We start from the raw sequence: 21,449 nt of genomic DNA on the forward strand, positions 1-21,449 counted from the left end.
AGCAGAATAAGATTAGTGTATATGACGGGAAGTAGAGATTACCGCAAGAATAAAATTCTTACATTAGTTAATCAATATTAATATTATATTCTTTCAGTTTTCTATAAAGCGTAGATTTGCCTATTCCCAGTAAATCAGCCGCCTTAGTTATATTATTTTTAGTTTTATATAAGACATTCTCAATGGATATCTTCTCCAATATTTCAATGGTATATACTTCTCCTATATTCCCAACAGCAGCAGTTTGAGCAGGCTCGCCATTTAGAATTATTGCCGGCAGGTCTTCCGCTTCGATAATTTGATTCTGCGCAGTATTAACTGCATAAATCACAGCATTCTCCAATTGCCGTACATTGCCTGGCCAATTATATTCACTCATTATATTTCGTGCAGATGGGCCTATTGTCGGAACTTCCCACCCCATCTTTTCACAGTATTTCTTGATAAAATATTGACCTAGTAGCGTCACATCATTTTCTCTTAATCGCAGAGAGGGAAGGTTGATTGACAAAACTGACAGGCGAAAATAAAGGTCTTCGCGAAAAAGCTTCTCCCTTATCATTTGATAGAGATCTTTATTGGTGGCGGCAACAACGCGAAAATCTACCCGTTTATAGCGCCGCCCGCCAACACGCATAACTTGCTTGTCCTCTAAAACTCTAAGCAAGACAGCCTGTAGTTCCAGCGGCATATCCCCAATTTCATCTAAGAAAAGTGTTCCACCATGGGCTAACTCTATTTTTCCTGGCCTCCCGCCACGCTCTGCACCAGTAAAGCTCCCGCCCTCATAACCAAACAATTCACTTTCAATTAATTCCCGGGGCAGTGCTGCACAGTTTACTGCCACAAACGGTCCATTGGGCCGATGTTTGCTATGTATGGCCTGGGCGAAAAGTTCTTTTCCAGTGCCGCTCTCACCAATTAGCAGGATATTTTCCGGAGAACTGGCAAAACGTTTTCCTAGTGCTACTGCTTTCTTAAATTCTTTGCTCTCACCAATAAGATCGTCAAAACTATAATTAGCCATAGCACCTGACCGGCTGTTTACCATAGCGTTTACTTTTTCGGCGCTTACCAACTTTATAACCGCTCCGTCTACTTGCCCGGTAGTAGAGTTTACCACTCGAATATTAATCATATAATTCTGCTCACTATTACAGACGCAAAGGCTCTCTTCTATATCAGCATTTTCCCCATCTGCAATCAAAGCCATGAGACGAGACTGGCTGTTTAAAAATTCACGGATATTTCTATTCTCTGTTTTTCCTTTCTCCAACCCCAGCATCTGACTGCCTTCTTTGTTTATATGAATTATCTCGCCAGTTGAATCTATGGTAATAATGCCTTCGTCGATGACCGCTAAAGTCACTTTAAGCGTATAATTAGCCATCTTTAGCCGTTCATTAGTAATTTGCAATTGATCATAACTTCTTCTTAATTTTAGTTTATTTTCAACATCGGCTGCCATGGCAGTTACCAGACCCAGAGCATGTGAATTCAAATTAACAAAAACGTCATCATCCAAAGGTTCATTCATTAAATGCTGACTCAGAACCATGATAGCAATAATATCACCGTTGTCATCTATTATGGGAGCTGCTGAAGTATTAGAATTATTAAAGGTCACACAGTAATGCTCCGGCCCCAGCAATTGCACCGGACGCCTAAGCTGCATGCTTAATATGTGTGCACAGGTACCCATAGTTTTTTCGTTCCAAACGATTCCTGTCATTGAGTTGCGTTCTGGAACTAACCTTAACAAATCGCCTTCATTTAACAACAGAACGCCATTTTCATCAAATAAATAAATAGCATATCGGGAAGCAAACATCAAGTCTTTCAATTTCACGGCTTCAAATATGGATTTAGCAACATCAATCAGCAAATGTTTTTTTTGCAAAAGCTTCTCAAGTTGCTCGGGGTCTAAACGTTCTGCTATTATCTCAGTGTAAGGGCTGATACCCATCGCTTGAGATTTAATCCAAGATTCAGCCACTTCCGGATTAATATGAATACTGCTACGTGGATCCTCATTATCTTTGAAAAATCTTATCTTGCTTTGCTGTATTTCCAGCCAACGATTTTTGAGTTTCAATCCCCTGCCCCCTCTTCATTTTAGATTCTTGGTATTCGCCAGGTGGTTGAGTCCTCAATTTTTCGAATTTATTTCGCAAATTAATCCAAGCTTCTGCCGATTTCTAAGTGAATTTCTTACAGCTTTCATTGCTAAACCGGCAGGACTAACAACTAGACGCTTTCCAAGCGTACTAAAGATAACCCTCCCCTTATAAAGATGTACTTATAGGCGGCCATAGTACATCCTTATTTTAGAATATAAAGAGCATTCACATCCTCTTGCCATACTACATTTTGGCATTAAAAAAGGCAGCCTCATTTACCAGACTTCCTTTGCATAATAAAGCAGGCATAAAAATTTACTCTTCATATCCTTCAGTCATCACTTCCATATGGGAAACAATAACTAAGAACTTCTTGTGGTAATATATGCTATTCTCGAAATTCAAAAAAAATCCTGCAACCATTTTTGATATTTTCTGATATTTCTCGATATTTCATGATATTTATTTCATATATTTAACCTTTTAATGTTTCAAAATTTAAAAATTTAAAAACCCCCGGCTTAGCCGAGGGTTTTGCTTGAACGTGTGCCACCCTTTATTACTAGGCTACACCTAAATGGCGCTAGTGCGATCTGCGGTAGATTCAGACCTATGCAAAGTTTTAATAAGATAGATTGCGCAAAATGAACTAACTACCAACGTAGCTGCTTGTACCCACATTGCCAATTCAAAGGCTTCCACCGGATAAGGTGTTTGCCCTTTTGAGATAGTGTTGATAATTAGACCCCACACTTGTTGAAATACACCTGTACCAAAAATCCAAGCAAAAGTATTACACACTCCAATAGCCGTACCTACCTGCGAGGCTGGAACAAGTTGTCTAACAACGGCAAAACCTCCTACTACTGCATACATACCACAAAAACCAATGGTTGCATAGATAATCTTTAGTTCCATAATACTAAGGGTTCGCAAATTAGTCAGCATATACAACCATGACAATAGAAATATTACTGCCCCCGATAACATGACTCCGGCATTACCAATCTTTTTACTAACCCATCCAACTACAATGCTCCCTAAAATTGCTCCCAATGCAGCATAAGTTAATATTCCTGCAACCTCCCCCTTAGTGAGACCATACACGTTGGAGAGAAGAACTCCACCCCATAAGGCTACAATAACTTGGCTAGTGGCATTCGTCCCGAGAGCAAACACCGCAATTAGCCATAAGCGCGGTTGAGCAAGCACTTGCTTGGTTGATATCCACCAGTGAACCTGGGGGGAATCCTGCTTTATTTGAAGAGTTGTATCTTCGTCAAGCTCATCAGGTGCAGGTAATCCAATATCGGATGGATGGGATTTTATTACTAGATAAGAGATTATTGCCATTGCTACACATGTAATGGTAATAATCACAAAGGAACTACGCCAGCCAGTTTGGTTTATCAAAACTTGGAGTGGTGCAGTAGCAAATAATCCACCTAATGCGCCAAAGCCCATATAAATACCATTAATTGTGGCAAACTGTTTTGCGGAAAACCAAGAGGAAATTATCTTCACACCGGCAATAAATATCCCTGCCAACGATACAGCCACCAACATTCGTCCAACAACAATCATTGCTAGAGATTCAGCCATACTAAAAATAAAACTGCCAATTGCAGTAACTAATAAACTGAGAACTAAACCTATACGGGAACCTACCCGGTCGATTATTGCTCCGGCGGGAGCATTGGCAATCGCATACGCCCAGAAGAAGGTAAGCCCTAATAACCCGAATTGTGCGGCGTCAAGTTTCAAATCACGGATCAGATCTGGCCCCATAACCGCGGGCGCTTGGCGGCAAAAAGGACTAAGCATATATGCAATGCAAATAATCGCATACATAGTCCACTGATATTTTTTTAGTTTTTCGAGCATCATGCTTTTATCCATAAACACCACTCCCAACTTATTTACTAATTATTGCCCTATTTATCTACGCATTAAATACAGCATCCTTCTCCCTAAGGAAAAAAAGAACTACGAAATACTTATAGTAGTTCTTCATACACTAGTTTCTTAGTTATAACGTCCATATTTTTCTACTGCATCAAAGAACGCTTTAACATTTTCGTGCTTCGAATTCATAGGTACCGTACAACCCGAAGAATAAAGGAAGCCTTCTCCGTTTTTAAATGTACTAAACAATTTTTTAGCATACTCATCTACCTCGTTTGGCGATGCAACAGTAAATAATCCTGCACTTACATCTCCCTTTATCGCACAATGCCCCTTTAAAATATCATGTGCTTTAAAGATATCTGTTGCGCTGTCCAGTTCAAGGACAAATTTTTTCGCAGGTAAATCTAAGAAGGTTTCGAGATTTTGCGTCCAGTCAGAGTCAAAATGCAGAATTGGTACGATATTCTTTTCGGCTAGTCTAGTTACTATTGATTTTAGATAAGGATGTCCAAATCTTTCATAATTTTTCTTTGATATGAACTGACCACTGCATCTGACGCCACCTATAAATACCCTATTTATCCCGGTGGCTTCTATCCCTTTTACCGCAGCCTCAACGGTTCCGTCACAACAAATCCAGAGTAACTCCTGAAGCTCATCGGCCATTTGGTACATATCTTTATAAAATTTCTCCATAGACCGGCTCATGGACAAAGTATCAAACGGTATCACTCCGGCAAATGAACCCCAAGTCGCACTTTGACTGCGGCGAAGTGTTGCCTCTAATTCTTTTTTCCGTATTTCAGCTGCAAGTTTGATGCCTTCTAGTACTTCTTCCCGAGTCTTTATATGAGCTCTTTCCAAAAAGATTAATCTATACTCCCCGCTTCCCCTTTCCTTTAGAATGTTATAATCCTCGCGTGTCATGGCCTCAAATTCTACCATCTGGTATTGATCGTTATCAGCCAATTCAACACCTGGATATTTACACCGCATTGAACCCACTACTTTGGCAACAGGTCCATACCGAAGTTGCTGCATATAGGCATTGCTATCCCAAATTGGGTATGCCTCTTTCACTTTGTCAATTGAGGCGAGACATTTGTTCCAATCCCAGTTAAATTCCTTGTTTGTAATACCGGCAAACTGACCAGCGTACTGTTCAATTAACGGTGCGCAAACTACTCTATCCACGGGTTCGAGATTAATCGTTGCCACAATTCGTTCTTCAGCCGTCATAACATCTTTACTCATTCAAATAATCCTCCCTATCATTTCATTTTTTAATTTTTCAGACTTATATGTACATTTCTATTATAAAACAGATTAATTTTAACGGAGATAAGTGTTATGTATAAGAGGATAATAAAATTTTATAAGATTCAGAGTTTTCATCCATTGTTCTAATATAGATAACTATGTATAATTAAAATAAGGGTACTGACTGGGGAGAGATTATGGATATAAAGCAATTACGATATTTTATCTCTGTGGCTAAGCATCTTAATTTTACCAAAGCGGCACAAGAGCATTTTATGACACAACCTGCTCTTAGCCAACAAATTGCTGACCTCGAACGTCATCTTGGAGTAAAACTGTTCATCCGTAACAGACATTCTGTTTTTTTAACTCCAGCTGCTGATGAGTTATTGCCAGAAGCGAAATATCTTGTATCTAAGTCGGATGAATTCATTCAACTTGCAAACCAGGTTCAGAGCGGTATGGCGGGCTGTTTAACAATTGGCGTTTTAGGCCTTTCTGAGCGAAGCTTTCTCCCTTCGTTAATTTTAACTTATCGCTCAAAATATCCGCATATCAAAATATCTTTACAGCTACTATCAATGGGTGCCCTAGATAAAGCCCTTGAAGCTCAAAATGTAGATGTAGGATTTACATTAATAGAAAAACCTGCACCAAGCTTTTTGAACTGGAAAACCCTCAAAAAAGACACTCTTTGCGTAGTATCGCGTAATGATAACCCATTAACAGAAAGCAACTATATTAGTTTTTCGGATTTAACTAAAGAAACAGTGTTTTTTCAGGATCGTTTAACGTCTCCAAGGGGCTTTAATAATCTAACACGAGTTTGTTCAAATAGGGGTTTTACGCCTAACGTTAACTTAGCCCCAAATTGGGGAACAGTACTTATGTCTGTTGAGTCTGGAATGGGGATCTCAATACTCCCCCGTTTAATCCCTAATACTTATGGCAGTCCCAACCTCCAGTTATCTGGCCTGGAAGGCAATGATACTCAAGTTGAGTTTGTAATCGCTTGGAATTTAGCAAATTCAAATCCGGCTATTTCCCTTTTTCTAAACGAGTTGGAAAAAAATTAATTTTTAGAAAAATAAAAAAAATTAGATAAAAAGCAGGGCTGGAAAAACTTAGAGATAAGTTTATTCACAGCCCTGCTTTATCTATATTTTTGTTTCGAAACTATATACGATGTGTTAAATATTTTTGCAGGTAGGGATGGTACATTGTCAATGCATCACCTACCGGCGCCTATGACAAGAGGCTTTTTGCCCTACTTTTCGATTGTGGAGTACAACCTATCATCACGGCTAGTTTTCTTATGCTAACCCTCCAGCATGTGATGTTCCTTTGCTGACAGACTGGATTATTTGTTTTGGGCATTCAATTTTTCCAGCATTTGAAAGGCTCTTTCATCCAGAAATCTTCTAACCAGTTTACTATCGATGCCACCTACGATGCAAGGCTCTCCATTGATGACAGTGATGGGAAAAAGCTTGCCAGCTTCAACTAATTGGCGGCATTTGTCATTCTGTATCCCTTTAACATCAGTATCGATATATTTTATGGCAACACTGTTACCGAAGCTCTGCTTTAATTCTTTAACTAAGTTTTCATACGAAGCAAGCTCCAAAGCAGCTTGCTTGCCTGCTTGATCAAGCTCAGAATTCGGGTTGGTTCCGCCATACACTTCAATTAATATACAGTCCTTACTCTTCATGTTTTTATTTCTCCATTTATTATTTATTTGAGATATCTCATAGTATGATAATCAATGTAGGCTGACAATGTAGGCTCTCCGGCCAGTTCCCTGCCCATCCCGCTGTTTTTGACTCCGCCGAAGGGCATACCCAGAGATAATGATTCAAAACTATGATTGTTTATGAAAGTCGATCCTGCTTCGATTTGTTGCCCTATTGCTAAAGCTCTTTGGATATCGCTGGACCAAACCGAGGAACATAGACCGTATTCGGTCTCATTTGCATACTCAATAGCTTGTTCTACGGTTTTGTAAGGAATGATGGGGATAATGGGTCCGAATTGCTCACAGCTAACAATTTGTGAAAGGTGATCCTCATCTTTTACTACATGCGGTAGTAGGAAGTAGCCATTATCCCACCCCTCTGGATTTAGCTTGGAGCCAAGTTCCCTCACAACAGCACCGCTATTTTTGGTATTCTCAATCATTGCCTTAACCAAATTATATTGTTTATTATTATTCAGAGGACCAAAAGAAGCCCCTTCCGCTAAACCATGCCCCACTTTGTATTCATTGACAATATCACACATGGTGTTAAAAAACTTATCAAGCATCTTTTCCTGTACATAAATACGCTTCACTGCAAAACAAATTTGACCACTTCTTGTATATACTCCCTTTAATAGCTTGGGAATAATATCTGCCGGATTCACATCATCCAGAATAATCGCTGGATCGTTGCCGCCTAATTCCAAGGTGACGGCTTTAAAGAAACTAGCTGCGTTACTGTTTACCTGTGCACCCGTTTCGGTTCCGCCTGTAAAAGCAATCTTTTTTACCAGCGGATGACGTGTTAAAGCCACCCCAACCCCTGCATCTCCATGGACAACATTTATTACCCCGTCGGGTAATATGGCAGCTATTCTTTTCAAAAGAATACTTATGGCAAGCGGTGCCGTTGGAGATGGTTTAATTACCATCGTATTACCGGTTACTAATGCAGGGCCAACTTTCATCATCGTCAAACAAACCGGCATATTCCAAGGAACGATGGCACCAATCACGCCTTTGGCTTTCTTCTCAATGCTAACCCAGCTAGAATCATCTTCAATGAACTCTGTTTTTACAAAGTTTTCACCTATACCGGCATAGTATTCCAATGTAGCCATGCCTATACCGAAATCCGTTTGAGCTTCCCATAACATGCCTCCATGCTCTCTAACCAGAAGAGGCACCAGGTCCCCCATTGAATCTTGCACAACTTTCACGGCCGCAGTTATCTTTTCAATTCTTTCCTTACTATTCGTTTTTCTCCAGTCAAGAAATGCGTTATGGGCCGCCTGAACCGCTTTATCTACATCTTCAGCAGTACCTACTGCAACCCGCCCCACTACGTCGGTAAGTTTCCCTGGATCATGTATTTCAGCATAATTCTGCGCCAGAACTTCCTGGTTGTTAATCAAAATATCAACCTGACATTCAAGATTTAACACAGATCTTACCTCCCCGAATTCAACTATTTAATCCATTCCTTTCAAAATTCATACCTTTTCTGCATTAGAATGCTACTCTTTATATAACCGAGCCTTAAAGGCATGCTCGGCATCAGGAGAAATAAATCCCGTGGGACAGATATTGCGACAGGCGCAGCAGTTTCCGCAGGAGGCTTTGTTACCCGCTCCAGGAACTAAACCAATACGCAGATTTTTGCCTCGGCCTAAAAATGTCAGGCGATTTTTGCCTATTTTCCTGCACATTCTTATACATAGTCCGCATAGTATACACCCTTCTGTTGTGGAACCGGATAACACCTGGCCGTCTGCCGTCTTGTCTTGTACGAGTTTCAACAGTAAACCTTCTGCTTCACTGTTATGGAAGGGCCTGTCGCGCAAGAGAATTTGCGCTGCCCAGGCGCGTAGACGCTGGAGACGCGGGGTAGCAGTCTTTATTTGCAGACCATCCTCGACTTCCAATAAGCAGGCATGTCGGGGTTTCCAAATAGCATTGCCCCGGATTTCTACCTCTACCATACACAGACCGCAACTGCCATAGGCTTCTAACGCTGGATAATAGCATAAAGCAGGTATGTCTATTCCATGATCTCGCAAAGCTTGCAGCACGATAGTACTCTTGGAGACAGCCAGACTCCTCCCATCGACTACTATCGCTACTAATTCTTCCATGTAAATTCCTCCGAAGTTATCCTGATGCTGTTAAAGGGGCAGGTCTCATAGCAGGCCCAGCACTTAATGCAGCGCTCAGGGTCAACAATGAAGCGGTCTGTCTTTCCCCCTCGCATTGTAACTGCTTCAGTTGGACAAACCTGATAACACGCCTTACATTCTTTGCAGGGCAGAATAATTTCAAAATCGATTAGGGGTCTGCAGGATACTGCCGGACATTTACCTTTTACATGAGCCTCATATTCGTCTCTAAAATAAGTTAGCGTTGTAATTACCGGATTCGTCGCTGTCTGACCTAAGCCACACAGCGACACTTGAGGAATAGTCAAACTCAATTCTTCTATTTCTTCCACTATGCCTTTGTAACCCTTCCCAATCGTTAATGTCAACAGCCGAGCTGCCAATTCCCGCAACCCACCCCGGCAGATGCTGCATTTGCCGCAGGATTCACTGCCCATAAAGTTTGTCATATGCCTGGCCATATCTACCATGCAGCGGTTTTTACCCAAGGGCACTAATCCCCCGGAGCCCATGATGGCTCCGGCAGCAGCGACTGTTTCATAATCGAGGGAAAAATTGCGATAAGGAACTATCCCGCCTGAGGGTCCCCCAATCTGCAACGCTTTAATAGACTCCTTATCTGCAGCCCCGATTTTTTCTACTAATACCTGAGTACTGGTACCCAATGGGACTTCAATAAATCCCGTGCGCTTGATATCCCCGGCCAGACAGAATATTTTCGTTCCCGGACTTTTTTCCGTACCTGCTTCCCGGAAGGCTTCAGCTCCGTTGAGTATAATCCAGGGGATATTGGCGAGCGTTTCCACATTATTGATGACGGTGGGATGATCATGAAAACCGCGATTAGCTGGATAGGGTGGACGAAGCTGGGATTCTCCGCGCTTACCCTGCATTACCTGCAGCATGGATGTTTCTTCACCGCACACAAAGGCTCCACCGCTCTCCACCAGGGTAATGGTAAGGCTACAGTTGGAACCCATGATATTGTTTCCTAAAAAAACCACCTTACGTGCACTCGCGATTGCTTTCCTTAGTAGCTGAACTGCCAGCGGATATTCGTGCCGCACAAATATATAGGCTTGAGCTGCGCCAACCGCCAGAGCAGCAATCATCAAACCTTCCAGTACACTATGCGGATCACTTTCTAACAGGGCGCGATCCATATATGCCCCAGGATCCCCCTCATCTGCATTGGCGATTACATAACGGACAGGATCAGGGCTCTGATAGGCCATATCCCATTTTTCTCCGGTAGGAAATCCCGCTCCCCCGCGGCCACGCAGGCCAGATGCCCTGATCATATCAATGATCGTTCTGCTTTTTAACGTAAAAAGCGCTTTCTCCAGTGCCAGATAGCCGCCCATGGCGGCATATTCTGCTATACTTTCCGGATCTAGTAACCCACAGCGGCCGCTGATGCGCCGTACCTGGGGCTGAAAGAATTCACTGAAACCTGAGTTCACTATTTTTATTAGTTCCAAATCTTGAATGCCACGAAGAATTCCAGGTTTACGTTCTTGGGCTATAGCCCATAGATAAGGGGACGTTTTGCTTCCCGGGGGCTCCTCTGCGGTTTTAATGATGCGCCAAAAGGAATTCGTGTCTATATTTCCATAAAAGTAATGTTTTCCGTCCGGTGTCCTGACATTCACCAGCGGCTCCGCATAACAGGCTCCCTGACAGCCTACTTTGTATACTCCGGCTTTTCCGTTCCAATCCCGTTTTTCTAAATTATTATAAATCTCCAGCGCTCCAGCAGCTCTGCCACAGGTAGCCGTTCCTACACTGATCCGGGATTTATGACCGCAGAGCGTTATCTTCCCTTCTTCGGCCAGACTCTGGAGGGGTACATGCACCGCAAAATTCAGCGGTTTGTACGGTTCAAATCGTATCGGTTCCCTTTTTTCTTCCGCAATAGGTTTAGCTACCTGGTAGCTATGTACGGCTGGAAACCGAAATTCTGAACGGCCAATCATCCCTTTTTCCTCAAATCTCCAAGCATCAGAGGTACCTGGTAGGATTTGATTTTACCGTTTATTTGCCCATCTACCACTACCAGCGGAGCACGGCTGCAGGCGCCAACACAATAAACGTGGTCTACCGTTACAAAACCATCAGCTGAAGTATCTTCGCCGTCCTCTAGTTTTAGCTCCGCAGCCAGGCGATCATTTAGTAAGGAAGCCCCCCGGGCATAGCAGGCCGTTCCATAGCATACCGATAGTTTGTGCTTACCGGCGGGACGACTGCGAAAAAAGTTAAAGAAGCTTACCAGTCCATGCAGTTGCGACTCCGGCACTCCTGCCTGCCGGGCCAGTTCGGTTAACCGGTCGCGCGGAATATACCCCTGCTCCTCCTGAACCTGATTAAGGATATTGATTAGCTGCTTATCGCGTTCCGGTAACTGCTCCCATTCTTCCAGATTTGTCGGCATCATTTTCCCTCCTCTGTTGACAGCTGGACTATACGAACGCCACCCGTATAACGCCGATTAGGGCTCCCTCTGCTTTGAGGGAGCCCTAATCAGCTCACTAACTCACCACTAGAGCCGGAGCAAGCATGAGTGTCTGTTTTTACTCAGGAACAAACAGTACTTGTTTGCCTTTGTTATTTAATTTGACAGCCAATTCTTCTACCGGGCCATATTCAATAACCGAAGCCTGGCAATGGTGTACACAGGAAGGTTTTTTACCAGCGGCCACCCTGTCACCGCACAAATCACAAAGTTGGGTGGGAATGGGAACATAGGTTAATTCCCATTTGTCCCCAGTATCTTTTAATTTAAACGGACCATTTTTAGCTAATTTAATACCATACTTGCCATTGGGAAGACTTAGCTCTTTTTTGCAGGCAACTTCGCAGCTATGGCAGCCTGTGCAATATTCATAGTCTATTAATAAACCATTGCGTGACATTGTTCTACACCTCCGTTTATTCTGCTTTGTAAATCTTACAAATCGTGTTCTTTAACGGGGCACCATATCCGGTGGGGCCAGTTGTACACTGGGTTGTAAGGTTGTTGATGTTGGATTCGAATGCACCATACAGGGTAGGCTCTGCAGCTTCTCTTTCCGGGAACCACCAGCCATGTTCACCATGGATAACTCTGGGGTCCCAACCCGGATCAAGTACAGCCTGCTGTTTGCATTTTCCGATATTATTTTCGATCCATACCCAGTCTCCCTCTTTAATGCCATATTTTGCAGCCGTTTCCGGGTTCATGCTCACTCTTGGATTGGGATGGAATTCCCGCAAAGTCGCACTCTGACGATGTTCGGAATGGAAGAATTCCCATTGCCGTGAGCCAGCAGTCAGAATTAACGGATATTCCTTCATCATTTGGGGCGTAGAGACTGGACTATAGGGCGGTTCCATATGGAATGGCAGTGGATCCAATCCCCATTCAGCAAAGATATCCTGGTAAAGGTTGACCATTCCGGTATCAGTGTTGAATCCAGGTTCTCCGTCTTCACGCAGCTTCCCAGTTTCATACTTCTTGTAATGAACTTCCGGCCATATCACAGTTTTTTCTTCAAGCTCTTTGAAGGTAACGCCGGCTGGTATAAGGGCCCAGTCAATCATGTCTTCCACTGTATCCCAGGGAAATGCTTCCGGATTCAGGCGTTTGCCGATGTCTAAGACAATCTCTTCATCGGTCTTGGCCTCTTCATATTGAGTAACCTTAGAAATGGAACGTAAAGGCGTCCACCAATTTCTTAAACTGTCACGTTCTACGCTCATGGAAGCTGGCAGAACCAGGTCAGCATGGGCTACCGCAGAAGGTGTTAAAACAGGGTCTACCACTACAACGAAGGGTACTTTCTTCAAGGCTGCGTAAACACGTTTTGACTCACTTGCAGTGTTCACAAAGGTGTTGGTAGTTTCCATCCAGTACATCTGAATGGGATACGGCCTGCCAGTTTCAATAGCCTCTAAGACCGAGTCGCCACGGGCTGTTGCGCACAGTCCATATTTAAACAGTGGATATTCAGCAACACCAAGTCGCTTCGCCCGCATTTCTTCAGACAATTCTGCAAGGCCCCAGTCAGATGATACATGAGCGAGACGGTCTACACCGAATGCCGTACGAATAAGATGGTTTCCGCCAGGAACATCAAGATTGCCAGTAATAGCAACCAAAGCACAAATGGCATTCGCAACGGAAACCCCGGCTCTCTGGGTGTCTACGGCCAGTCCCCATTGAACCGAAGCTGGTTTCGCTTTAGCAAAGAACCGTGCTGCCTCCCTAATTTTTTCGGCCGGAACCCAGCTGATTTCCTCTGCTTTTTCCGGGGGATATTCTTTAACCCGTTCAGCCAGTTGCTCAAGTCCATAGGTCCAGTTTTTTACAAAGTCTTTGTCATAGAGTTCTTCGCCAATGATTACGTTAAGCATAGCCAACCCAACTGCAGCATCACTACCAGGGCGCAGCTGCAGCCAATAATCAGCTCTCGAAGCAAACCAGGTCAGGTAGGGGTCTACCACGATCAGCTTGGTCCCTCTCTTTTGCATGTCAACAATCCAGTGGCCCAGGAATCCGTCTCCATTACTGATCATTGGGTTATTACCCCAGATGATAATACATTCCGGCAGCTTCCATTCGGGATTATCATAACGGCGTGGGTCTAACTGAGATGCATCAACAATAAAGAAATCCCCAATCATGGTTCCCATGGCGGCTGCACGGGGCAGATAGCAAGAGTCACCGGCCAGGAATCCCATGGAAAAGTTAGGACTCTTAAAGGCAGAATAAGTCAGTTTCGGTACGAGTGACCAGATATTACGTCCGGTTCCTATCGCGGTTACAATCGACTCCGGTCCATAATCTTTCCAGATGGAACGTACTTTTTCTTCGATAATATCATAGGCTTCATCCCAGGTAATCCGTTCCCATTTGTTCTCGCCGCGTTCACCAGCCCGCTTCATAGGCCATTTGACACGTTTAGGATCGTTAACCAGTTCCGGAGCACTCAAGCACCGCATACACAGTCTGCCAAAATTATATTGGCTTTCCGGGTCTCCTTCTACCTTAACCAGCTCATTTCCCTTAGTGTAATAAAGAACTGAGCAGCCATCATGACAACCTGGCGCTGTCCATGAACATGTACGGGTTACAGTCAAATCGCCTTCTTGCCACTGTACTTTTTTACTATCACTACCCATAATTGCCTGCCTCCTTATATTAGTTTTTCTATTTTTCCTTTTTGGGAACGTCTGCCCCGCATCTGCGGCATTTTTCAAGGGCCGGTGGATTAAACATCCCGCAGGAAGGGCACTTTACATTTTTAGTTGCATAGTCACTTAAACTGTAATTCGCATTATTCAGCATACCAGGATTTCCCTCTGTCTTTTTCCTATCCATACCCGCAAACCTCCTTCTAACTGTCACAATCTCCGCCCCGCGGCCCAACCCGGCGCTATCTGGTTAGATAATCTGGGCCGCATTGCACATTCTCACTTTGGTTACAATTCCCCCTTTCACATGTTGCTGTCCAATATGTTTATCCCTATATCAGGGCACATTTTGGCTACATCCAAACTGAATACGTTTTTTAATGAGTTTACCTATTTCTCGTTAGTCACGTCTTTCGCTTTCGGCATATCCACTCCGCATTTTTTGCATTTTTCAAGGGTCGATGGATTGAACATTCCGCATGAAGGACACTTTACCGCTTTGGCTGCGGATGGTGGTCTAAAACACATGACATCTTCTCCTTCCCGGTTTGAATTTGCAATTCTTTGTTTGTAAGCTGCATAACCTTATATATAGCATTAAGTGTGCCAATTAGTCTTCATATCCCATACAGGGCAATACATCAGGGTTTTTTAAAAAAATGCCTACTAATTTGCCATTCTAAAATACGATTATGACAAAATGCTGCTCCTATTTTAAAAAACTTTTTCGCTGTTTTGCAAAAAGTTATACCTACGCAGGCACTAGCAAACGCTGTCTGGCAAATACTGAAAATGCCCACATACAATAAGGGTGTGGTTGAACTTAAAATGCCCTCCCAGGTAGAATTGAAGAATCTACCTGGGAGGGCATCTTTTACTATTTGTATCGCCAGCGGTAGCGGCGAATTGGAGGTTATAATGTAATATCGTACTCTTTAATTTTTCTATACAGTGTGGATTTGCTTATCTGCAGGATGCTTGCAGCGTGAGCAATAGAATTATTGCATTTTAATAAAGTACTCTTTATTGCTGCTTTTTCCCAGACTTGCAGCGGAAGTATTTCCTCAGTTTCAGTAGAATTATTTTTATCATTGCTAAGTTCCCTGCCGTCTTCTACCATTTCATAAGGTAAGTGCTCTACATTAATGACGTCACTCTGAGTAATATTAATGGCATAAATAATTGCATTCTCCAATTGCCGCACATTTCCCGGCCAGTTATATTCCAATATTTTTTTTATAGCAGCAGGGCTCAGTTGTGGTTTTGACCTGCCGGTTTTATCACAATAAGTGTGGATAAAGTACTGACACAGCAGTATTATATCATGTTCACGCTGACGTAAGGGAGGGATAGAAATTCTCAGCACTGATAATCGATAATATAAATCTTCCCGAAACTGATTTTCTTGGACCATTTTAAGCAGATTACGGTTCGTTGCGGCTACAACCCGGAAATTAACTTCTTGATAACGCTTCCCGCCTACTCTCATGACTTGTTTATCCTCCAACACCCGCAGCAGTACTGCCTGAACCTCATAAGGCATATCGCCTATTTCATCCAGGAAGAGGGTGCCACCATTGGCCAACTCTATTTTACCAGGTTTACCATGGCTATCGGCGCCGGTAAATGAACCGCCTTCATACCCAAACAGTTCGCTTTCAATCAAGCTTCTGGGCATAGACGCACAATTAATAGCAACAAAAGGGCCTTGAGGACAATAATTGTTATGGATTGCTTGCGCAAAGAGTTCTTTCCCCGTGCCGCTCTCACCAATAAGTAAAATGTTTTCCGAGGACAAAGAAAACCGTTGAGCTATATCCTTTACCTTCTTTATTTCGTTACAATCGCCAATAATATCATTAAAGCCAAACTTGGCCTGAGAACCTGCTCGCAGGCTTGCCAGAGCATTAATTTTATCTGGATGAACGATTCGGATTACTGCTCCCCGGATTATTTGGGGGTCTTGACTATGCGTACTTCGAATAGTCAAAATGTAGGATTCCTCACTTTTACCAATTTTGAACGTTGTCTCCCGATAACTAATAGGCTCACCACTAGTAAGGGCCTTTGTTATAAACGACTTGTCAGTAAGAAAGTCTGAAATATTTCTACTGATAGCTTCAGAGTGTGTCAGCCTCAATATCCGACTAGCTTTCTGATTAATATGAGTAATATTACCGAATCTGTCCACTGTAATTAGTCCCTCATCTGTGAATGCCAGGGTAGCTTCCAGCATATTATAGGAAGTTTCTAGGCTCTCATTAACTTGCATTAAATTACTATTGGCAATAATAAGATTGTCACTGCTCTTTAAAAGTTTTATTTGAGTTTCAATAGCCACACCCATAGCAGTAATAAGGCCAAGGGTATGCAGACTTAGCCTTGGCAAGCTATCTTCCCAGGTGGAATTTGATAAAGCTTTACTTAACAACACCAGGGAGGCAATTACTTCCCCATGTTCATCAAATAAGGGCGTAGCTGAGGCAATATTATTCTGAAAAGCAGCCGAATAATGCTCCGGTCCCAGCAACTGCACCGGTTCCTTTAGATACATACACAGCATGTGGGAGCTGTTGCCCATACTAGTATCATTCAAAATTAATCCAGTTAATGATTTTTGTTTGGAAAATGGAACTAAGCTCTCCCAATCACCCTCCAGGAGAAGTATTATCCCATTTTTATCAAACAAGTATATAATATAATCAGAATAAAACATTACATATTTAAAGTTTTGGATAATTGAATTGGTAACTTCAATGAGAAGACGGTTTTTTTCTATCGTTTTCTCCAGTGCTTCGGAATTTAACCACTCTCTAGTTACCAGGGCATTAGGTTTTATACCCCTATCACGCGAGTTTATCCAGGACCTAGCTATTTCCTTGTCAACATATTGACTATTTCGGGGGTCTTCTGCATATTCGAAAAAGTTAAGTCTACATTGCTGTATATTTTTCCAGTTCTCCTTGGAAAAGAACTTATCTCTATTGATTGAACTGAAAATATCATTGATATCCGATTTCTGACAAACTAAGATCATTAAAATACCTCCATTTCGTCAATAAATCCGTATCAACTCAACAAAGTCATATATACACAACTGGAACTAGTCAACTATCTTGCAAATTATGAATCACAATAAAACTGATTGCTGAGTCAAAAACATAGCATCACCCATGGTTTTGATTATTATCATGTGATAAAATCCACAGGACTCACTCTGTCGGACAATTAATTTTTTCGCTATAATCTCCGACATTTAATTCCCCTTATTTTTAGTTAAAGTTAAAAAAAGGAAGCCTGATTTACCAGACTTCCTTCGCACAATACGGGCAGGCACGAAAATTACTCTTCATACCCTTCGGTCATCACTTCCACATGGGCAATGATGACTTGGAACTCATCTTATGATTATAATCATTCTTGATATGACTATAAAATCCTGCCAGAAATTAATTATTTAATTAAAAATATTTTGACAACTGATGGCTTTTGAGAGATTGACATTTACGACAGTACTTTATTTCGAAAGTACAACAGAGTTAACCACCTTGCTTTGTTTATCCTGCCGCCTTACATCCTAAACTTATTAACAGCTCCTTGTAACTGCTCTGCCAATTGAGCTAAATGGTGGCTGGAAGCAGATATTTCTTCCATTGACGCCAATTGCTCCTCTGTGGCAGCAGAAATACTTTGTGTCTGACTAGAAATCTCGCGGCTAAAGGTTTCAACTTCTTTCATTGATTCAACTACTTGTTGACTGGAAGCAGCAAGCTGCTGCATGCCGTCGGCTGCCTCTTGTGCAATGGAAGCAACCTTTTTTATATGCAGGTCAATATCAGTAAAGGCTTTACCAGCCTGATCAACCACGTCTGATCCTGTTTTTACTTCTTGGGTGCCGTTAGCCATTGCAATTACAGCTTTATCTGTTTTACTCTGAATATCACCAATGAGTGTTGCAATTTGTTTAGCGGCTTCTTGGGATTGCTCAGCCAATTTTCTAACTTCTTCGGCTACGACGGCAAATCCCCGGCCCTGTTCGCCTGCTCGTGCCGCTTCAATCGCAGCGTTTAAGGCAAGTAAATTAGTTTGACCAGCAATACCGGAAATTGTTTCGACAATTTGTCCAATTTCTTTGGATTGTTCTCCTAGTTCGGCAACAACCTGGGCAGAATTGTCTACAGTCTGCCGGATGCTATTCATTTGACTAATAGCACTTGCAACAGCATGATTTCCCTCTGCTGCCGCACTCACAGCCTTAGCAGCAATATCGATTACATTACCTGTTTTAATGGCCTCTGCATGAGCTCCAGACGCAATTTTTTCTACAAGCACTAGTGCCCTATCTACAACAGTTACCTGATCTCCGACTCCCTGAGCGGTACCTGTAACTGAAGTACTTACCTGACCGGCTACTTGCGCTAACTGCTCGGCATTAGCGGTTAGTTCTTGCGAAGATGTGGCGACCTGTTCAGACGATCCGTTGATCTGTTGTACCAGACCACGTAAATTACTTACCATCGTTTCAAAGGCGTGGGCCAAATGCCCCATTTCATCCTTAGAGGAAATATTGATACTAATCAAAGAGAGATCACCATCAGCAATGCCCTCAGCTGCATCCTTGAGTTTTTTCAATGGCGTAGCGATTTTAGTCGCCACTATCAACACAATAATGGCGGCGATAAGTAACACAATCAAACTTATGGTTAGTGATGTCCAAGTAAATGTATTTAATTTTGCCTTTACTTCACTACTCGGAACATTTACGCCAATTGACCAATTATATCCGGGAATCGACGCATAAGCTAGATATTTGGTAGTTCCAAGATAGCCGTAGCTTACAATTCCCAGTTCTCCCTTAGTCATCTTTTCAGTAGCTGTTTTTAATTCCGGAGGTGCATTAGGGTCAGTCATGCTACTGATCTTGTTGACTAATTCTTTGTTAGGGTGCACTATTATTATCCCATCTCCCCGAATTACATAGGCATACCCCGTATCACCAGCTTTTATTTCCAGAACTATTTTTTCGATTTCCCCAATATTAATTAGCGCCACAAGTACACCGGTGATTCGATTTTCAACACGAACAGGAGTCGAAATAGCAACTACTAATTGATTGGTTCTTTTCGAAACTACAGGATCAGAAACAACAGCTTCTCCCTTAATCGAGCGTTGGAAATAATCACGCTCCGCTAAAGTTCCTGTTTCTCCGTTATAATCAACATAATTACCTTTCTCATCGACCCATATAAGGCTTTCGTAAATCTTAGCATTGCTTAATTCTGTGTTCAAATAAGGAACGATCGTTTCGCGAGTGCCGTTAGTAATGATCGGCGAACGGGCAAGTGTTGCAATATCCCGCTTATTGCTATCTAACCACCCTCCGATTTGAACGGCACTACCTTGCGCTTTACCGGCAAGTTCTGTTTCTACATCTTGTAGTATGATTTTTTCAGCTTGCCAAAAGTTAAGCCCTGCCAACAAGCTTAATGCAAATATAAACAGGGTAATAACAATTACCCCAAGTTTTACTCTTATACTGTTCATTACTACTCCCCTTGAGATCAGTGTGACTCCAAGAATATACGCATTGGTAATTGAATACTTCACTCTTGATCTTATGTTATCCGAATATCTCCTGATAAAGAACTGGGTGGACCCGGCGAGGTACATAATTTACAGTGTCATTATAAGTTTAAGTATCTTGCATTAGTAAAATTTCTGTAACTAGCCGGATCTACCCCAAACTATGGTAAACTACCTTATTTCGAAATGGTTACTCGGGTTACCACTTTACTCCGGTTATCTAAAGTTCTAAAAATGAAAGCAAAAACCAGACCTACTATATTTAGACCCAAGGCAATCCAGAAAGCCTGCTCATAAGTTCCAGTAGACTGTCTAACTGTAGCAGCCGTCATCGGTCCAAAAATTGCTGCTAAGCTAAAACCAATAAATGTAATTCCATAGTTTACCCCGAAGTTCTTTAGTCCATATCTTTCACTGATAATGGATGGCATAGTACTCATGAAACCGCCAAAAACAGCCCCAACTCCAATAGCCGAAACAGCAAAACCGGCTACGGAACTTGTAAAAGTCAGATTTAACATACCCAAGGCTGAGATGACATACATGATCATAATGGTATTGGAACGGCCAATTTTATCCGATACGGCGCCAAAAATGATCCGTCCCAAGGAATTAGATACAGCAACCAAACTGACGAACAGCGCAGCATCCATCGGGTTCAATTTAAACATCTGCTGCCCAATCGGCGAAGCGAAAGCCGTAATCATAAGTCCTGATAAAGCCCCACAGGTAAGCATAACTAAAACAACCCACCAAGTACTATCCCGCAGCATTTGAGTCCAGGCCATATCGCGAGCTGCTGATTTAGTAGTTTTAGCTGCAACCGGGGGATTCCAGCCCTCTGGCTTGAAACCTGCCGGAGCATTCTTTATAAGCAAAGAACATAACATAATAACAACAAAAAATACAGCACCAAGAATCTTGAAGGTGGTTAGTACACCAAAACTGGCAATCATCGAACTAGCAACAGGGGCAACAATGGTAGCTCCTGAACCATAGCCAGCCGCAACCAGACCTGAAGCTAAGCCTCGCTTATCCGGGAAGAACTTCACGGTATTACCGAGTGTTCCTGAATAAACACACCCGCCACCAATACCGGCAAGTACGCTATAGGTAATGTAGAGCATCTCAACGCTGGACACAAACCCAGTTATAAATAACCCCACACCAAACATAATCCCACCAATGATAACATTCGCCTTTGATCCTAAACGGTCTTGAATGTATCCTCCACCGATCATAGCAACCGGACTTAACGCATGGTTAATTGTAAAGGCCAACGCAATGGAGGTTGCAGCCCAACCAAATGTTTTTCCTAATGGTAAGGCAAATACACTCCAGGCGTATAAAGTTCCAATACAAATGTTAATTACAACCGCGGCACCAAGAATTAGCCAACGATTATACTTTTGTTCTGACATTTTTTTACCCCTTCCTGATTATGAAGTTTTGTTTACTCTTTATTGGCACTAAACTGTCTAACACAAAAACGATATTCCTTAAATGAGC

General features: G+C 42.4%; 15 protein-coding genes and 1 riboswitch. Of the genes, 1 reads left to right on the forward strand and 14 read right to left on the reverse strand.

Features of this window, described 5'->3' with window-relative positions; all coding sequences use genetic code 11:
- Positions 1-67: 67 nt before the first annotated feature.
- The 3 genes from SALPA_RS07655 to SALPA_RS07665 form a co-directional block, all read right to left on the reverse strand.
- Entirely contained in the window at positions 68-2,095 is a 2,028-nt protein-coding gene (locus SALPA_RS07655; protein WP_145091869.1) for a sigma-54-dependent Fis family transcriptional regulator, read from the reverse strand.
- 598 nt (positions 2,096-2,693) lie between these two features.
- The gene (locus SALPA_RS07660; protein ID WP_145091872.1) at positions 2,694-4,019 is read right to left on the reverse strand and encodes an MFS transporter; all 1,326 of its coding nucleotides are present in this window, start codon (positions 4,017-4,019) and stop codon (positions 2,694-2,696) included.
- A gap of 126 nt (positions 4,020-4,145) precedes the next feature.
- On the reverse strand, positions 4,146-5,282 hold the full coding sequence (locus SALPA_RS07665) for a uroporphyrinogen decarboxylase family protein (protein WP_145091874.1): 1,137 nt from the start codon (positions 5,280-5,282) through the stop codon (positions 4,146-4,148).
- Positions 5,283-5,485: 203 nt separating this feature from the next.
- Here SALPA_RS07665 and SALPA_RS07670 point away from each other — a divergent pair, with 203 nt between their 5' ends.
- Positions 5,486-6,364, forward strand: coding sequence for a LysR family transcriptional regulator (locus SALPA_RS07670; protein WP_145091878.1), 879 nt, complete (start codon positions 5,486-5,488; stop codon positions 6,362-6,364).
- A gap of 284 nt (positions 6,365-6,648) precedes the next feature.
- Here the strand turns inward: SALPA_RS07670 and SALPA_RS07675 are convergent, their stop codons facing one another.
- The 11 genes from SALPA_RS07675 to SALPA_RS07720 form a co-directional block, all read right to left on the reverse strand.
- On the reverse strand, positions 6,649-7,002 hold the full coding sequence (locus tag SALPA_RS07675) for a hypothetical protein (RefSeq protein WP_145091881.1): 354 nt from the start codon (positions 7,000-7,002) through the stop codon (positions 6,649-6,651).
- A 23-nt stretch (positions 7,003-7,025) separates the two neighbouring features.
- A complete protein-coding gene (locus tag SALPA_RS07680) occupies positions 7,026-8,474 on the reverse strand; it encodes an aldehyde dehydrogenase family protein (RefSeq protein ID WP_186450965.1) in 1,449 nt (482 codons plus the stop codon).
- A gap of 72 nt (positions 8,475-8,546) precedes the next feature.
- Positions 8,547-9,164 carry a 2Fe-2S iron-sulfur cluster-binding protein gene (locus tag SALPA_RS07685; protein WP_145091887.1) on the reverse strand — a complete coding sequence of 206 codons (618 nt, stop codon included), beginning with the start codon at positions 9,162-9,164 and terminating at the stop codon, positions 8,547-8,549.
- Complete coding sequence (locus SALPA_RS07690; protein WP_145091890.1) at positions 9,152-11,161, reverse strand: NADH-ubiquinone oxidoreductase-F iron-sulfur binding region domain-containing protein; 2,010 nt, start codon at positions 11,159-11,161, stop codon at positions 9,152-9,154. The genes SALPA_RS07685 and SALPA_RS07690 overlap by 13 nt, the downstream gene beginning before the upstream one ends.
- The gene (locus SALPA_RS07695; RefSeq protein ID WP_145091893.1) at positions 11,158-11,619 is read right to left on the reverse strand and encodes an NAD(P)H-dependent oxidoreductase subunit E; all 462 of its coding nucleotides are present in this window, start codon (positions 11,617-11,619) and stop codon (positions 11,158-11,160) included. The genes SALPA_RS07690 and SALPA_RS07695 overlap by 4 nt, the downstream gene beginning before the upstream one ends.
- A gap of 136 nt (positions 11,620-11,755) precedes the next feature.
- Positions 11,756-12,097, reverse strand: a complete 342-nt coding sequence (locus tag SALPA_RS07700; protein ID WP_145091896.1) for a 4Fe-4S dicluster domain-containing protein — start codon at positions 12,095-12,097, stop codon at positions 11,756-11,758.
- Positions 12,098-12,113: 16 nt separating this feature from the next.
- The gene (locus tag SALPA_RS07705; protein ID WP_145091899.1) at positions 12,114-14,345 is read right to left on the reverse strand and encodes a molybdopterin-dependent oxidoreductase; all 2,232 of its coding nucleotides are present in this window, start codon (positions 14,343-14,345) and stop codon (positions 12,114-12,116) included.
- 28 nt (positions 14,346-14,373) lie between these two features.
- Entirely contained in the window at positions 14,374-14,544 is a 171-nt protein-coding gene (locus tag SALPA_RS28850) for a hypothetical protein (RefSeq protein WP_186451312.1), read from the reverse strand.
- A gap of 726 nt (positions 14,545-15,270) precedes the next feature.
- Positions 15,271-17,394: a sigma 54-interacting transcriptional regulator gene (locus tag SALPA_RS07710; protein WP_145091902.1), complete on the reverse strand. Its 2,124-nt coding sequence runs from the start codon at positions 17,392-17,394 to the stop codon at positions 15,271-15,273.
- A 258-nt stretch (positions 17,395-17,652) separates the two neighbouring features.
- Positions 17,653-17,765: riboswitch (molybdenum cofactor riboswitch) on the reverse strand.
- Between the two features lie 162 nt (positions 17,766-17,927).
- Positions 17,928-19,901: a methyl-accepting chemotaxis protein gene (locus tag SALPA_RS07715; RefSeq protein WP_186450966.1), complete on the reverse strand. Its 1,974-nt coding sequence runs from the start codon at positions 19,899-19,901 to the stop codon at positions 17,928-17,930.
- 215 nt (positions 19,902-20,116) lie between these two features.
- On the reverse strand, positions 20,117-21,361 hold the full coding sequence (locus SALPA_RS07720; RefSeq protein WP_145091909.1) for an OFA family MFS transporter: 1,245 nt from the start codon (positions 21,359-21,361) through the stop codon (positions 20,117-20,119).
- Positions 21,362-21,449: the final 88 nt, after the last annotated feature.

Source organism: Sporomusa sp. KB1, from assembly GCF_007830295.1.
Taxonomy (GTDB): domain Bacteria; phylum Bacillota; class Negativicutes; order Sporomusales; family Sporomusaceae; genus Sporomusa.

Excerpts from the sequence above, each read along its gene's own strand:
- SALPA_RS07660 (WP_145091872.1), bottom strand. The coding sequence starts at position 4,019 with ATGGATAAAAGCATGATGCTCGAAAAACTAAAAAAATATCAGTGGACT.
- SALPA_RS07665 (WP_145091874.1), bottom strand. The coding sequence starts at position 5,282 with ATGAGTAAAGATGTTATGACGGCTGAAGAACGAATTGTGGCAACGATT.
- SALPA_RS07670 (WP_145091878.1), top strand. The coding sequence starts at position 5,486 with ATGGATATAAAGCAATTACGATATTTTATCTCTGTGGCTAAGCATCTT.
- SALPA_RS07675 (WP_145091881.1), bottom strand. The coding sequence starts at position 7,002 with ATGAAGAGTAAGGACTGTATATTAATTGAAGTGTATGGCGGAACCAAC.
- SALPA_RS07685 (WP_145091887.1), bottom strand. The coding sequence starts at position 9,164 with ATGGAAGAATTAGTAGCGATAGTAGTCGATGGGAGGAGTCTGGCTGTC.
- SALPA_RS07690 (WP_145091890.1), bottom strand. The coding sequence starts at position 11,161 with ATGATTGGCCGTTCAGAATTTCGGTTTCCAGCCGTACATAGCTACCAG.
- SALPA_RS07695 (WP_145091893.1), bottom strand. The coding sequence starts at position 11,619 with ATGATGCCGACAAATCTGGAAGAATGGGAGCAGTTACCGGAACGCGAT.
- SALPA_RS07700 (WP_145091896.1), bottom strand. The coding sequence starts at position 12,097 with ATGTCACGCAATGGTTTATTAATAGACTATGAATATTGCACAGGCTGC.
- SALPA_RS07705 (WP_145091899.1), bottom strand. The coding sequence starts at position 14,345 with ATGGGTAGTGATAGTAAAAAAGTACAGTGGCAAGAAGGCGATTTGACT.
- SALPA_RS28850 (WP_186451312.1), bottom strand. The coding sequence starts at position 14,544 with ATGGATAGGAAAAAGACAGAGGGAAATCCTGGTATGCTGAATAATGCG.
- SALPA_RS07710 (WP_145091902.1), bottom strand. The coding sequence starts at position 17,394 with ATGATCTTAGTTTGTCAGAAATCGGATATCAATGATATTTTCAGTTCA.
- SALPA_RS07715 (WP_186450966.1), bottom strand. The coding sequence starts at position 19,901 with ATGAACAGTATAAGAGTAAAACTTGGGGTAATTGTTATTACCCTGTTT.
- SALPA_RS07720 (WP_145091909.1), bottom strand. The coding sequence starts at position 21,361 with ATGTCAGAACAAAAGTATAATCGTTGGCTAATTCTTGGTGCCGCGGTT.